This window comes from Streptomyces sp. NPDC026301, assembly GCF_055567935.1.
The window spans coordinates 66,495-79,957 of sequence record NZ_JBVHPN010000006.1; the positions used below are offsets into that span (position 1 = coordinate 66,495).

At 71.3% G+C, this 13,463-nt stretch carries 10 protein-coding genes; 2 read left to right on the forward strand and 8 right to left on the reverse strand.

Annotation, left to right across the window (positions count from 1 at the left end; genetic code table 11):
* Window positions 1-13 precede the first annotated feature (13 nt).
* The 3 genes from alaS to ACZ4MH_RS11950 are packed head-to-tail and all read right to left on the reverse strand — an operon-like array spanning window position 14 to window position 3,463.
* Window positions 14-2,683, reverse strand: a complete 2,670-nt coding sequence (gene alaS / locus ACZ4MH_RS11940) for an alanine--tRNA ligase (RefSeq protein ID WP_351592871.1) — start codon at window positions 2,681-2,683, stop codon at window positions 14-16.
* Entirely contained in the window at window positions 2,683-3,021 is a 339-nt protein-coding gene (locus ACZ4MH_RS11945) for a DUF6167 family protein (RefSeq protein WP_351592868.1), read from the reverse strand. The genes alaS and ACZ4MH_RS11945 overlap by 1 nt, the downstream gene beginning before the upstream one ends.
* Window positions 3,022-3,028: 7 nt before the next feature.
* On the reverse strand, window positions 3,029-3,463 hold the full coding sequence (locus ACZ4MH_RS11950; RefSeq protein ID WP_351592865.1) for a DUF948 domain-containing protein: 435 nt from the start codon (window positions 3,461-3,463) through the stop codon (window positions 3,029-3,031).
* Between the two features lie 208 nt (window positions 3,464-3,671).
* Between ACZ4MH_RS11950 and ACZ4MH_RS11955 the strand changes: the two genes are divergently transcribed.
* On the forward strand, window positions 3,672-5,855 hold the full coding sequence (locus ACZ4MH_RS11955; RefSeq protein WP_351592862.1) for an ATP-binding protein: 2,184 nt from the start codon (window positions 3,672-3,674) through the stop codon (window positions 5,853-5,855).
* Window positions 5,856-5,909: 54 nt separating this feature from the next.
* Here the strand turns inward: ACZ4MH_RS11955 and rpsD are convergent, their stop codons facing one another.
* Entirely contained in the window at window positions 5,910-6,521 is a 612-nt protein-coding gene (gene rpsD, locus ACZ4MH_RS11960; protein WP_351592859.1) for a 30S ribosomal protein S4, read from the reverse strand.
* Window positions 6,522-6,709: 188 nt separating this feature from the next.
* Here rpsD and ACZ4MH_RS11965 point away from each other — a divergent pair, with 188 nt between their 5' ends.
* On the forward strand, window positions 6,710-7,462 hold the full coding sequence (locus tag ACZ4MH_RS11965; protein WP_351592857.1) for a DUF2470 domain-containing protein: 753 nt from the start codon (window positions 6,710-6,712) through the stop codon (window positions 7,460-7,462).
* A 79-nt stretch (window positions 7,463-7,541) separates the two neighbouring features.
* Here ACZ4MH_RS11965 and ACZ4MH_RS11970 read toward each other — a convergent pair whose 3' ends face one another.
* The 4 genes from ACZ4MH_RS11970 to hisS all read right to left on the reverse strand — a co-directional run bounded on the left by ACZ4MH_RS11970 (window position 7,542) and on the right by hisS (window position 13,461).
* Window positions 7,542-9,764: an NADP-dependent isocitrate dehydrogenase gene (locus tag ACZ4MH_RS11970; protein WP_351592855.1), complete on the reverse strand. Its 2,223-nt coding sequence runs from the start codon at window positions 9,762-9,764 to the stop codon at window positions 7,542-7,544.
* A gap of 113 nt (window positions 9,765-9,877) precedes the next feature.
* Entirely contained in the window at window positions 9,878-11,245 is a 1,368-nt protein-coding gene (locus tag ACZ4MH_RS11975; RefSeq protein WP_351592852.1) for a replication-associated recombination protein A, read from the reverse strand.
* A 55-nt stretch (window positions 11,246-11,300) separates the two neighbouring features.
* Window positions 11,301-11,948 carry a vitamin K epoxide reductase family protein gene (locus tag ACZ4MH_RS11980; protein WP_351592849.1) on the reverse strand — a complete coding sequence of 216 codons (648 nt, stop codon included), beginning with the start codon at window positions 11,946-11,948 and terminating at the stop codon, window positions 11,301-11,303.
* 250 nt (window positions 11,949-12,198) lie between these two features.
* Window positions 12,199-13,461 carry a histidine--tRNA ligase gene (gene hisS / locus ACZ4MH_RS11985; RefSeq protein WP_351592846.1) on the reverse strand — a complete coding sequence of 421 codons (1,263 nt, stop codon included), beginning with the start codon at window positions 13,459-13,461 and terminating at the stop codon, window positions 12,199-12,201.
* Window positions 13,462-13,463: the final 2 nt, after the last annotated feature.

Consider the following 13,463-nt stretch of genomic DNA (forward strand, 5'->3'; position numbering starts at 1 on the left):
GAGCTCACGTACCTCAGCCCGCCTGGGCGACGAGGCGCTCGACGGCCTCGAGGGCCTCGGGCACGGCCGCGGCGTTCTGGCCGCCGCCCTGGGCGACGTCCGGCTTGCCGCCGCCACCGCCGCCGAGGGTCTTGGCGGCCGTACGGACCAGGTCACCGGCCTTGATGCCGCGCTCGCGGGCCGCCTCGTTGGTGGCGATCACGGTCAGCGGGCGGCCGTTGGCCACCGAGAACAGGGCGACCACGGCGGGGCGGTCGCCGGGGATGCGGCCGCGCACGTCGAGGACGAGCTTGCGCAGGTCGTCGGCGGAGGTGCCGTCGGGCACCTGGCCGGAGGCCAGCGCGATGCCGCCCACGTTCTTGGCGCCCTCGGCGAGCCCGGCGGCGGCCTGCAGGACCTTCTCCGCGCGGAACTGCTCGATCTGCTTCTCGGCGTCCTTGAGCTTGGCCAGCACGCCGGAGATCTTCTCGGGCAGTTCCTCGGGCCGGCCCTTGACCAGCTCGGTCAGCTGCGAGACGACCGTGTGCTCGCGGGCCAGGAAGTTGTACGCGTCGACGCCGACCAGGGCCTCCACGCGGCGCACGCCGGAGCCGATGGAGGACTCGCCGAGCAGCTTCACCAGGCCCAGCTGGGCGGTGTTGTGGACGTGCGTGCCGCCGCACAGCTCCTTGGAGAAGTCGCCGATGGTCACGACGCGCACGCGCTCGCCGTACTTCTCGCCGAACTCGGCGATGGCGCCCTGCTTCTTGGCGTCGTCCATGCTCATCACCTCGGCGGTGACGTCCAGTTCGCGCGAGAGGACCTCGTTGATCTTCTGCTCGACGTCCGTGAGGACCGTGCCGGGCACGGCGGTCGGCGAGCCGAAGTCGAACCGGAAGCGGCCCGGGGAGTTCTCCGAACCGGCCTGGGCGGCCGTGGGGCCGAGGGCGTCGCGCAGCGCCTGGTGGGTCAGGTGGGTGGCGCTGTGGGCACGGGCGATGGCCCGGCGGCGCGTGACGTCGATGGTGGCGTACGCGGGCGAGCCCACGACGACCTCGCCGACCTGCACCGAGCCCTTGTGGACGGTGACGCCCGGGACCGGCTGCTGGACGTCGCGGACCTCGATCACGGCGCCGGAGTCGGTCCTGATGCGGCCGGTGTCGGCGAGCTGGCCGCCGCCCTCGGCGTAGAACGGCGTGCGGTCCAGGACGACCTCGACCTCGTCGCCCTCGTGGGCGGCCGGCGCCGAGACGCCGTCGACCAGCAGGCCGACCACGGCGGACTCGCCCTGGGTGTTGGTGTAGCCGGTGAAGACGGTCGCGCCGGAGGCGTCGGCGACCTGGCGGTAGGCGGACAGGTCGGCGTGGCCGTGCTTCTTGGCCTGGGCGTCGGCCTTGGCGCGCTCCCGCTGCTCCTTCATCAGGCGGCGGAACCCGGCCTCGTCCACCGACAGGCCCTGCTCGGCGGCCATTTCGAGGGTGAGGTCGATCGGGAAGCCCCAGGTGTCGTGGAGCAGGAAGGCCTTCTCGCCGGCCAGCACCTTGCCGCCGGCGGCCTTGGTCTCCGTGACGGCGGTGTCGAGGATGTTCGTGCCGCCCTTGAGGGCCTTGAGGAAGGCGGCCTCCTCGGCGAGCGCGACGGTCTCGATGCGCTTGCGGTCCTGGATCAGCTCCGGGTACTGCTGGCCCATCGTCTTGATGACCACGTCGATCAGGTCGCCGACGACCGGCTCGGTGGCGCCCAGGATGCGCATGTTGCGGATGGCGCGGCGCATGATGCGGCGCAGCACGTAACCGCGGCCCTCGTTGCCGGGGGTGACGCCGTCGCCGATGAGCATCACGGACGTGCGGATGTGGTCGGAGACGACGCGCAGCGAGACGTCGCTGTCGTGCGCGGCTCCGTAGGCGACGCCGGTCAGGTCGGTGGCCTTGTCGATGACCACGCGCAGGGTGTCGGTCTCGTACATGTTCTGTACGCCCTGCAGGATCATGGCGAGGCGTTCGAGACCGAGGCCGGTGTCGATGTTCTTGCTGGGCAGCTCGCCGAGGATCTCGAAGTCCTCCTTGCCCGTGCCCGCGCCGCGCTCGTACTGCATGAAGACCAGGTTCCAGATCTCCACGTACCGCTCGTCGTTGACGGCCGGGCCGCCCTCGACGCCGAACTCCGGGCCGCGGTCGTAGTTGATCTCGGAGCACGGGCCGCAGGGGCCCGGGACGCCCATGGACCAGTAGTTCTCCTTCTTGCCGAGGCGCTGGATGCGCTCCTTGGGCACGCCGACGACCTCGTGCCAGATGCGCTCGGCCTCGTCGTCCTCCAGATAGACGGTGATCCAGAGCTTCTCCGGGTCCAGGCCGAAGCCGCCGTCGGCCACGGAGCCGGTCAGCAGCTCCCAGGCGTACTTGATGGCGCCTTCCTTGAAGTACTGGCCGAAGGAGAAGTTGCCGCACATCTGGAAGAACGTGCCGTGCCGGGTGGTCTTGCCGACCTCTTCGATGTCCGGCGTACGGACGCACTTCTGGACGCTGGTGGCCGTCGGGGCGGGCGGGGCGACCTCACCGAGGAAGTACGGCTTGAAGGGGACCATGCCCGCGTTGACCAGGAGCAGCGTCGGGTCGTCCGCGATGAGCGACGCCGACGGCACGACCTTGTGCCCACGCTCCTCGAAGAAGCTCAGCCAGCGGCGGCGGATTTCAGCCGACTCCATCAGTGGTCCTCGTTTCGGTTCGGTCCGGTTGTCCGGGTGTTACGTGTCGTGGGGTGGTGCGGTTCGAGCGCCGCGGTCCGGCGGGCGGGCGGCAGCTCGCGCGCCGCTCCGGTCTCCGTCAGACCGAGCGCTTCGTGCAACTGCTCTTCACGGTCCGCCATTCCGTCGCGTACGTCCAATGCAAATTGCCGCAGCCGGTGTCCGGTCTCCACCGCCTTGTCCGCGGCCTGTGCCGCGAGACTGTCGGGCTGGAGCTTGCGCAGTTTGCGGTGGACCTTGTTGGTGGCCCACACTCCGGCGGCTGCGCCGGTGGTGAACCAGAATGCGCGGCGGAACATCGCGTGATCAGTCCTTGGAGCGACGGGTGCGGCGCCCGCCCCGGCGGGCGGCGGGCAGGGTGCGGCCGACGACGACGGGGTGCTCGGGCTCGGGCGCGCCCTTCTTGCCGAGCGCGCGGCGGACGCCGTAGCCGAACGCCGCGACCTTGACCAGCGGGCCCCCGAAGGCGGAGGAGACGGTCGAGGAGAGCGCGGAGGCGTTGGCCGTGACCTCCTGGACGTCGGAGGCGATGGCGTCGACGCGGGCGAGCTGGGTGTGCGCGGAGCGGACGGTCGCGGAGGCGTCGGCGAGCAGCGGCACGGCCTTCTCGGACACCTCGGAGACCATCTTGGTGGTCGCCTTGAGCGTCTGCGCGAGCCTCACCAGCACGAGGGCGAGGAACGACACGAGGATCGCCCAGAAGACGGCCACGAGGATCCCGGCCACCTCTCCACCGGACACGCGCACACCACTTTCCGACTGGTTCTCTGCTTGTCTCGTCCTGCTCGATCGGCAGACTTCGACCTTATCGCGCCGGGGCTCCCGCTCCGCACCGTGTTCCCGTGTGCCACCGCGGGTTTCCGGCGCTGCGGCGGTACGGCGGACCGCGTACCGGGACAGGGCGGCGCGATTGTACGGTCTGCACACCTCCGAGTACGCTCCGTGTGCCATGCGACGATCCCGGGGACCGGACCCCGCTGCTTTCCGAGACCGCTGCCACCGCTCGCCGGCCCCGGGCAATCTGCCCGCGGAGCTGAACCGGTTCTTCGGACGCGAGGCCGAACTCGCCGAGCTGACCGACATGGTGGCGGCCACGCGGCTGGTCACGCTCACGGGCATGGGCGGGGTCGGCAAGACCCGGCTCGCCACACAGGCCGGCAGGGCCCTGACGGAACGGTTCCGCGACGGGGTGTGGCTGATCGAGCTGTCCACTGTGCAGGAGCCGCACCTGCTGGACCACGCCGTCGCCGAGTCGCTGGCGCTGGCCGACCACAGCGGCCGCCCGGCCCGCGAGGCGCTCTGCGACGACCTCGCCGACAGCGACCTGCTCCTGGTGCTGGACGGCTACGAGCAGCTGGTCGACGACTGTGCGCCGCTGGTCGCGCAGCTGCTGCGGCGGGCGCCCGGCGTGCGGGTGCTGGCAGCGGGCCGGCGCCCGCTGGGCCTGCCCGGGGAGCGGACCTACCCGCTGCCGCCGCTGCCCGACGCGGCGGCGGGCGAGCTGTTCGCCGACCGGGCCGGCTGTGTGGTCCCGGACTTCACCGTCGACGAGGCCAACAGCGCGGCGGTCGCCGAGCTGTGCCACCGGCTCGACGGCATCCCGCTCGCCCTGGAGCTGGCCGCCGGCCGGCTGCGCGCCCTCTCCGTGGAGCAGGTGCTGCGCCGCCTGGACGACCGCTTCCGGCTGCTGACCGGCACCGACCGGACCGCCCTGCCCCGCCACCGGACGCTGCGCACGGCGATCGGCTGGAGCCACGAGCTGTGCACGCCGCAGGAGCGGCTGCTGTGGGCGCGGCTGACGGTGTTCGCCGGGCAGTTCGACCTGGAGGCGGCCGAGTACGTCTGCTCGGGACCGGACCTGCCCGCCGACGAGCTGCTGGACGTGCTGACCGAGCTGGTCGCGCAGTCGGTGGTGGTCCGCGAGGAGACCCCGGTGGGGGTGCGCTACCGGATGCTGGACACCGTACGGGCCTACGGCGCGGACTGGCTGGCGGCGCTGGGCGACACCGCGCGGCTGCGGCGCCGCCATCGCGACTGGTACGTGGGACTGGCCACCTGGTGCGAGCTGGACTGGTTCGGGCCCCGGCAGGACGAGGTGGCCGCCCGCATCGACGTGGAACTGCCCAATGTGCGGCTGGCGCTGGAACACAGCCTGGAGGTGCCGGAGGAGGCGTATCTGGGGCAGTTCCTGGCCGGGACGCTGTGGTTCTTCTGGGTCGGCTGCGGCCGCCTGTCGGAGGGGCGGCACTGGCTGGAGCGGTCCCTGGCGATGCCGGCCGACCATCAGGACGCGCGGCTGAAGGCGCTGTGGGTGACCGGCTACGTCGCGGTGCTCCAGGGCGACCCGGCCGGTGCGCTGCTCGCGCTGGAGCAGTGCCGTACGGAGGCGGAGCGCGCGGGGAACGCGCGGGCCGCCGCCTATGCCCAGCACCGCCTGGGCTGCCTGGCGCTGACCGGCGACGACATGCCGCGCGCCGAGACGCTGTTGCGCGCGTCGCTGGCGGCCTACCGCGAGGTCGGCGAGCTGAACAGCAACGTGCTGATGGCGCAGGTCGAACTGGCGATGGCGGTGGCCTTCGGCGGCGATCTGGCGGCGGCCGAGGAGCTGTGCGCCGAGGTGCGGGAGGTGTGCGCGGACCACGGGGAGCGGTGGGCACAGGCGTACGCGCTGTACGTCCTGGCGTACGCGGCCTGGACGCGCGGGGACCTGGCGGGCGCGCACCGGCTGCTGACCGAGTGCCTGCTGATCGATCACGCCTTCCACGACCTGCTGGGCGTGGTGCTGGCGGTGGAGCTGCTGGCGCTGGTCACGCTGGACGAGGGGGACGCCGCGGAGGCGGCGGTGCTGCAGGGGGTCGCGGCGCGGATCTGGCCGTCGGTCGGGCCGCCGCTGTTCGGCTCCCGGTACTACAACCAGCCGCACGAACTGTGCGAGCGGCGGGCCCGCGGGGAGCTGGGCGACGCGGAGTACGAAGCGGCCGTGCGGCGGGGCCGGGCGCTGGACCTGGACGGAGCCGTCACGCGGATCCTGGGCGGTCTGCCGCGCCCGCGCGGCGGGTCGGGCGGCAGACCCCCGGAAACCGGCGAGCCCGCCGTGTCCCCTGCCGTGAACGGCGGGGAGACGGCGGGCTGAGGCAGCGCGCGCCGTTGAAGCGGCGCGCGGGCCGTGCGCTGCCGGGCTGCTCGCTCAGCGCGCGTAGTACTCGACGACCAGCTGCTCGTCGCAGATGACCGGGATTTCCTTGCGGTTGGGGTCCCGGTCCAGGCGGAACGCCAGCGCCGGGAGGTTGACCTCCAGGTAGCGCGGGGTCTCGCCCTCGGTGTCGTAGCCACCCTCGCGGGCGACCTGGAAGGGGTGCTTCTCGCGGCTGCGCTCGCGGACCATCACCACGTCGCCGGGGCGGACGCGGAAGGACGGCTTGTCGACCTTGCGGTCGTTGACCGCGATGTGGCCGTGCACGACCATCTGGCGGGCCTGGTAGATCGTGCGGGCCAGGCCGGAGCGCAGGACGAGGGCGTCCAGGCGGCGCTCCAGCTCGATGATCAGCGCCTCGCCGGTCTTCATGTCGACCTTGCGGGCGCGGTCGTAGGCCCGCGCCATCTGGCGCTCGCTGATGTCGTACTGGGCGCGCAGCCGCTGCTTCTCCAGCAGCCGGACCTTGTAGTCACTGCTCTGCTTGCGGCCGCGGCCGTGCTCGCCGGGCGGGTACGGACGGGCCTCGAAGTACTTGACGGCCTTCGGAGTCAGCGCGATGCCGAGCGCGCGGGACTTCTTGACCTTGGGACGCGACTGGTTCACGTGGAACGGACCTCCATGTAAGTTAGGTGAGGCTTACCTTAGCAGCGCGAGGAGACCGCATGTATCGACCTGGGAACCCCCTGCCCAGTGCTGGCGAGAGCACAGAGGCGGGTCAGCCGCGTCCCACGGAAGACGCCCAGCAGCCGACCGCCGCCGAGCGTGTGCGAACCCTCGTGGATTCCCATGCTATGGCGTCCCTGACCATTCCCGGAGTCCACGATCCCGACGAAGCCGGCTTCGCCGCGCCCGCCTGCAGAACGGTCGACGCCTCAGGAGACGTGCTCATCCTGGTTCCTGGCGACTGTGCCGCCGCCCGAGCCGCCTCCTACGCCCAGGACGACGACGTCACCGCCGTGATGGAACTCACGGACGTCGCGCCCGTCTCGGTACCGCACCGCGTCCGCGGCCGCGCCTGGGTCGCCGGCTGGCTCACCCCCGTACGCGGCGAGGACCGGGCGCACGCCGCCCGGCTGCTCGCCGAGCGGCACCCCGTCGGCGAGCTGCTGGGCATCGGCGAGGCGCTGCGCCCCGACCCGCTGCCCGGCACCGAGGGGCGGGCCGCCTGGATGATGCTGCGCCTGGAGGTCGGCGAGGCCACCGTGGACGACCTGTGGGGCGCGGAGTCCATCGAGCCGGAGGAATTCGCGCAGGCGGCCCCGGACCCCGTCGCGGGCCACGAGGCCGAGCTGCTGCAGCACCTGCACTCCTCGCACGGCGAGCAGGTGCGCGACCTGTGCGGGCTGCTCGGCGACCGGGCCGAGCGGGTGTGCGCGGCGCGCGGCACCGTCACACCGGTGGCGCTGGACCGCTTCGGGCTGCGGGTCCGCTTCGCCGACCCCGGCCACCAGGTCTTCGACGCCCGCTTCGACTTCCCCGCGCCCGTGCGCGACCTGATGGAGTTGCGGCGGGCGATGCACCACCTCTTCGACGCGGCGGCGTGAGGGCGGATACGGGACCGCCCCGGCTGGTCGTGGGACCGGCCGGGGCGGTACGCGTACGGGCAGCCGCCCGCGGGTCGCGTCAGGCGCTGAGCGAGGCGATCGCCTTGTTCAGCGTGGCGGACGGACGCATGACGGCCGCGGCCTTGGCCGGGTCGGGCTGGTAGTAGCCGCCGATGTCGACCGGCTTGCCCTGAACGGCGACCAGCTCGTCGACGATCGTCTGCTCCTGCTCGGCCAGCGTCTTGGCCAGCGCCGCGAACGCCTCGGCGAGCTGCGCGTCCTCGGTCTGCTTGGCCAGCTCCTGCGCCCAGTACAGGGCGAGGTAGAAGTGGCTGCCGCGGTTGTCGATGCCGCCGAGCTTGCGGCTGGGCGACTTGTTCTCCGCGAGGAAGGTGCCGGTCGCGCGGTCGAGGGTGTCGGCGAGCACCTGGGCGCGCGCGTTGCCCGTCTTCTGCGCGAGGTGCTCGAAGCTCACCGCGAGCGCGAGGAACTCACCCAGGCTGTCCCAGCGCAGGTAGTCCTCCTTGACCAGCTGCTGGACGTGCTTGGGAGCGGAGCCGCCGGCGCCGGTCTCGAACAGGCCGCCGCCGTTGATGAGCGGCACCACCGAGAGCATCTTGGCGCTCGTGCCGAGCTCCAGGATCGGGAACAGGTCGGTGAGGTAGTCACGCAGTACGTTGCCGGTGACGGAGATCGTGTCCTCGCCGCGGCGGATGCGCTCCACGGAGAACTTGGTCGCCTCGAACGGGGACATGATCTCGATCTGCAGGCCCTCCGTGTCGTGCTCCGGGAGGTACTGCTTGACCTTGGCGATGAGGTTCGCGTCGTGCGCGCGGCCCTCGTCCAGCCAGAACACGGCCGGGGTGCCGGTCGCGCGGGCGCGGGTGACGGCCAGCTTGACCCAGTCCTGGATCGGCACGTCCTTGGTCTGGCACATGCGGAAGATGTCGCCGGCGCTGACCGTCTGCTCCAGCACGGCGTCGCCGTTGCCGTCGACGACCCGCACGGTGCCCGTGGCGGGCACCTCGAAGGTCTTGTCGTGGCTGCCGTACTCCTCGGCCTTCTGCGCCATCAGGCCGACGTTCGGCACCGAGCCCATGGTCGACGGGTCGTACGCGCCGTTGGCCTTGCAGTCGTCGATGACGGCCTGGTAGATGCCGGCGTACGAGCTGTCCGGGATGACCGCCAGGGTGTCCTGCTCCTGGTCGTCCTTGTTCCACATGTGGCCCGAGGTGCGGATCATGGCCGGCATGGAGGCGTCGACGATGACGTCGCTCGGGACGTGCAGGTTGGTGATGCCGCGGTGCGAGTCGACCATCGCCAGGTCCGGGCCCTCGGCGAGCTCGGCGTCGAAGGACGCCTTGATCTCCTCGCCCTGGGGCAGCGACTCCAGGCCCTTCCAGATGCCGCCGAGGCCGTCGTTCGGCGTCAGGCCCGCGGTGGCGAGCACGTCACCGTACTTCGCGAAGGTCTTCGGGAAGAAGGCACGCACGACGTGACCGAAGATGATCGGGTCGGAGACCTTCATCATCGTGGCCTTGAGGTGCACCGAGAACAGCACGCCCTCGGCCTTGGCGCGGGCGACCTGCTCCTTGAGGAACTCGCGCAGCGCGCCGACGCGCATGACGGAGGCGTCCACGACCTCGCCCGCCAGCACCGGCACCGACTCGCGCAGCACGGTGGTGGAGCCGTCGTCACCGACCAGCTCGATGCGCAGCGCGCCGTCCTCGGCGATGACGACGGACTTCTCGGTGGAGCGGAAGTCGTCGCCGGTCATGTGCGCGACGTTCGTCTTGGAGTCGGCGGACCAGGCGCCCATGCGGTGCGGGTTGGCCTTGGCGTAGTTCTTGACCGACGCGGGGGCGCGGCGGTCGGAGTTGCCCTCGCGCAGGACCGGGTTGACGGCGCTGCCCTTGACCTTGTCGTACCGGGCGCGGATGTCGCGCTCCTCGTCGGTCTTCGGGTCGTCCGGGTAGTCCGGCAGCGCGTAGCCCTGCTGCTGCAGCTCGGCGACCGCGGCCTTGAGCTGCGGGATCGAGGCCGAGATGTTCGGCAGCTTGATGATGTTCGCCTCGGGCGTCTTGGCCAGCTCGCCGAGCTCGGCCAGCGCGTCCTCGATGCGCTGGTCCTCCCGAAGACGCTCGGGGAAGCTGGCGATGATCCGGCCCGCCAGCGAGATGTCACGGCTCTCCACGGCGACACCCGCGGTCGAGGCGTAGGCCTCGATCACCGGCAGGAACGAATACGTCGCCAGGGCCGGGGCCTCGTCGGTGTGCGTATAGATGATGGTCGAGTCAGTCACCGGTGCTCCGCTCCACGTCTGCAACATTGCTCGACATCAAGATATCTCGTGAGCGGCCCCCGTTCGACAGGGCCCTGCCGCGCGGTGCCGGAACGGCCGCTTCCGTACGCGCCTCACTCCCCCGACGGCCCCGCCTCCCCCGCCAGCCTGCCGCGCACCCGCTCCACCACGTCGTAGTACCGCGCCTCCGAGCCGTACCGCGTCGGGGTGTAGTACCGCTTGCCGTGCACCTCGTCCGGCGCGTACTGCTGCGCCGCGATGCCGCCCGGGAGGTCGTGCGGGTATTGGTATCCCTTGCCGTGGCCGAGCTTCTTCGCGCCCTGGTAGTGGCTGTCGCGCAGATGCGCCGGCACCGGCCCGGCGAGGCCCGCGCGGACGTCGGCCAGGGCCGCGTCGATCGCCATGTATGCCGCGTTCGACTTGGGCGCGAGGGCCAGCGCGATCGTCGCCTGGCTGAGCGTGATCCGGGCCTCGGGGAAGCCGATCATCGCGACGGCCTGCGCGGCGGCCACCGCCGTCTGCAGCGCGCTCGGGTCGGCCAGCCCGATGTCCTCGCTCGCGGAGATCATCAGCCGCCGGGCGATGAACCGCGGGTCCTCGCCCGCCTCGATCATGCGCGCCAGATAGTGCAGCGCGGCGTCCACGTCAGAGCCGCGGATGGACTTGATCAGCGCGCTGGCCACGTCGTAGTGCTGGTCACCGGCCCGGTCGTACTTCACCGCCGCCCGGTCGACGGACTCCTCCAGGGTCCGGAGCGTGATCTCCTTCTCGCCCTTGGAGATCGCGGACCCGGCACCGGCCTCCAGCGCCGTCAGCGCCCGGCGCGCGTCGCCGCCCGCGATGCGCAGCAGATGTGCCTCGGTGTCCTCGGGCAGCGTCACCGCGCCCGCCAGCCCGCGCGCGTCGGTCAGCGCACGCTTCAGCAGCCCGCGCAGGTCGTCGTCGGTGAGCGGCTCCAGCGTCAGCAGCAGCGAGCGGGAGAGCAGCGGGGAGATCACGGAGAAGTACGGATTCTCCGTCGTCGCCGCGATGAGCGTCACCCAGCGGTTCTCCACCGCCGGGAGCAGGGAGTCCTGCTGGGCCTTGCTGAAGCGGTGGATCTCGTCCAGGAAGAGGACGGTCTCTTTTCCGTATCCCCCGGAGGCGCGGCGGGCGCCGTCGATGACGGCCCGCACCTCCTTCACGCCCGCGGTGATCGCGGAGAGCTCCACGAAGCGCTTGTTGGTCGCCTGGCTGACGACGTACGCGAGGGTGGTCTTGCCGATGCCGGGCGGACCCCACAGGAACACCGAGGAGGGGCCGGCCGGGCCGCCCTCCCCCTCGCCCACCAGCCGCCGCAGCGGCGACCCGGGCTTGAGCAGATGCTGCTGGCCGACCACCTCGTCCAGGGTGCGCGGACGCATCCGTACGGCGAGCGGGGACCCCGCGGGGTCCTTCTCCTGGCGGTCTTCGGCAGCGGCGGTGAACAGGTCGGGCTCCACGCTCCCGAGACTATGTCACCCCACTGACAACGCGGCTGCCGCCCAGAGCTGCCGCCTAGAGCAGCGTGCTCCAGTACTGCGTCCACCACTTGGTGAGGATGAGCAGCGCGATCACTCCGTACCAGAGCACCGGCACGACCCAGTGGAACTCCAGGACGGCGTTCCGCAGGCCGGCGGGCGCCGGGATGATGCGGTGCTTGATGTTGTGGACGGTGGTGTACCAGAACATCAGGATCGTGACGAGCCAGGTGAGCGTGCACCACAGGCACAGCGAGTTGATGACGTACAGCGACTGGCTCATCAGCCACATGCAGAAGACCGTGCCGAGCAGCGTGCCGATGTTCAGGCCGATCCAGTACCAGGCCTTGAAGCGGGCTCCCGCGAGGACGGCCATGCCGACGGCGATGACGACGCCGAAGCCGACGAGGCCGGCCATCGGGTTCGGGAAGCCGAAGACCCCGGCCTGCGCGCTCTTCATGATGTTGCCGCAGGAGATGATCGGGTTGATGCTGCAGGCCGGCTTGAAACTCGGGTCCTCGAGCAGCTTGAACTTGTCGAGGGTGATGACCCAGGCCGCGAGCAGGCCGAGCGCGCCGGTGATCACCAGGAGCAGGGCGAAGGGGCGACCCGCCCCGATGGCGCCGTCGCCGTCCGTACGGCCATGGTCGGTGGTGGACACGTCATCAAGCGTAGTCGTCGTCATATGCCGTTCCGTCGGTCCCTTGGTGAATCCGCCCGTTGGAGCCTCACATTGTGCCCCAACAGGCGCGCCGGGCACCGTCGGAAGGACATAAAGCCACCCGCACGCGAACAGTGCTTTTGTACGACGAAGGGCCCGGCATCTCGTGCCAGGCCCTCCTCGCATCCGGCACATCAGCCATCAATTGAGGAACCCACATGGCGAGCAACCAGCTCCGCGAGAGCGGCGGCGGTTTAGCCGCAAAGGGGGGCACTCAGCCCAGCTTGCGCTGAACCTCCTGCACCACCGCGTCCAGCGCGACCGGCGACTGCTCGCCGCTCTCCAGGTCCTTGAGCTGGACCACGCCCTCGGCCAGGTCCCGCTCGCCGGCCACGATCGCGAGCCGCGCGCCGGAGCGGTTCGCGGACTTCATGGCGTTCTTCAGACCCTTGCCGCCGTACGCGAAGTCGGTGGCGAGACCGGCCCGGCGCAGCTCGGTGACCGTACCGAAGAGCACCCGGCGGGCCTCCTCGCCCAGCGGCACCGCGAAGACGGCCGTGCTGGCGGGGATTTCCAGCTCGACGCCCTCGGCCTCCAGCGCCAGGACCGTGCGGTCCACGCCGAGCGCCCAGCCGACGGACGGCAGCGCCGGGCCACCGATCATCTCGGACAGGCCGTCGTACCGGCCGCCGCCGCCCACAGCCGACTGCGAGCCCAGCCCGTCGTGGACGAACTCGAAGGTGGTACGGGTGTAGTAGTCCAGGCCGCGCACCAGCTTGGGGTCGTCCTCGTACGCCACGCCCGCCGCGGTCAGCAGCCCGCGCACCTGCTCGTGGTACGCCTTGCAGTTCTCGCAGAGGTGGTCGCGCAGCAGCGGCGCGCCGGCCAGCTGCTTCTGCACGTCCGCGCGCTTGTCGTCGAGGACCCGCAGCGGGTTGATCTCGATCCGGCGGCGGGTGTCCTCGTCCAGGTCCAGGGCGCGCAGGAAGTCCTGCAGCGCGGCCCGGTAGGCGGGGCGGCACTCCTGGTCGCCGAGGCTGTTGAGCAGGATGCGGAAGTTCCGCAGGCCCAGCGAGCGGTACGCGTCGTGGGCCAGGATGATCAGCTCGGCGTCCAGCGCCGGGTCCTCCGCGCCGATGGCCTCCGCGCCGACCTGCGAGAAGTGGCGGTAGCGGCCCTTCTGCGGGCGCTCGTAGCGGTAGTACGAGCCGGAGTACCAGAGCTTGACCGGGAGGTTGCCCGCCTTGTGGAGGTTGGCCTCCAGCGCGGCGCGCAGCACGGAGGCGGTGCCCTCGGGGCGCAGCGCGAGCTTGTCGCCGCCCTTGGTCTCGAAGGCGTACATCTCCTTGGTGACGATGTCGGTGGACTCGCCGACGCCGCGCGCGAACAGCTCGACGTTCTCGAAGCCGGGCGTCTCGATGTAGCCGTAGCCGGAGCGCTTGAGGGGTCCGGAGATCGCGTCACGGACCGCCAGGTAGGTCGCGGACTGCGGCGGGATCAGGTCGTAGGTGCCCTTGGGGGCCTTGAAGGTGCTCACGG

Coding starts and splice junctions, on each gene's coding strand:
- ACZ4MH_RS11980 (WP_351592849.1), bottom strand. CDS start 11,948: ATGACGACGACTACGCTTGATGACGTGTCCACCACCGACCATGGCCGT.
- ACZ4MH_RS11965 (WP_351592857.1), top strand. CDS start 6,710: ATGGCGTCCCTGACCATTCCCGGAGTCCACGATCCCGACGAAGCCGGC.
- ACZ4MH_RS11955 (WP_351592862.1), top strand. CDS start 3,672: ATGCGACGATCCCGGGGACCGGACCCCGCTGCTTTCCGAGACCGCTGC.
- alaS (WP_351592871.1), bottom strand. CDS start 2,683: ATGGAGTCGGCTGAAATCCGCCGCCGCTGGCTGAGCTTCTTCGAGGAG.
- ACZ4MH_RS11945 (WP_351592868.1), bottom strand. CDS start 3,021: ATGTTCCGCCGCGCATTCTGGTTCACCACCGGCGCAGCCGCCGGAGTG.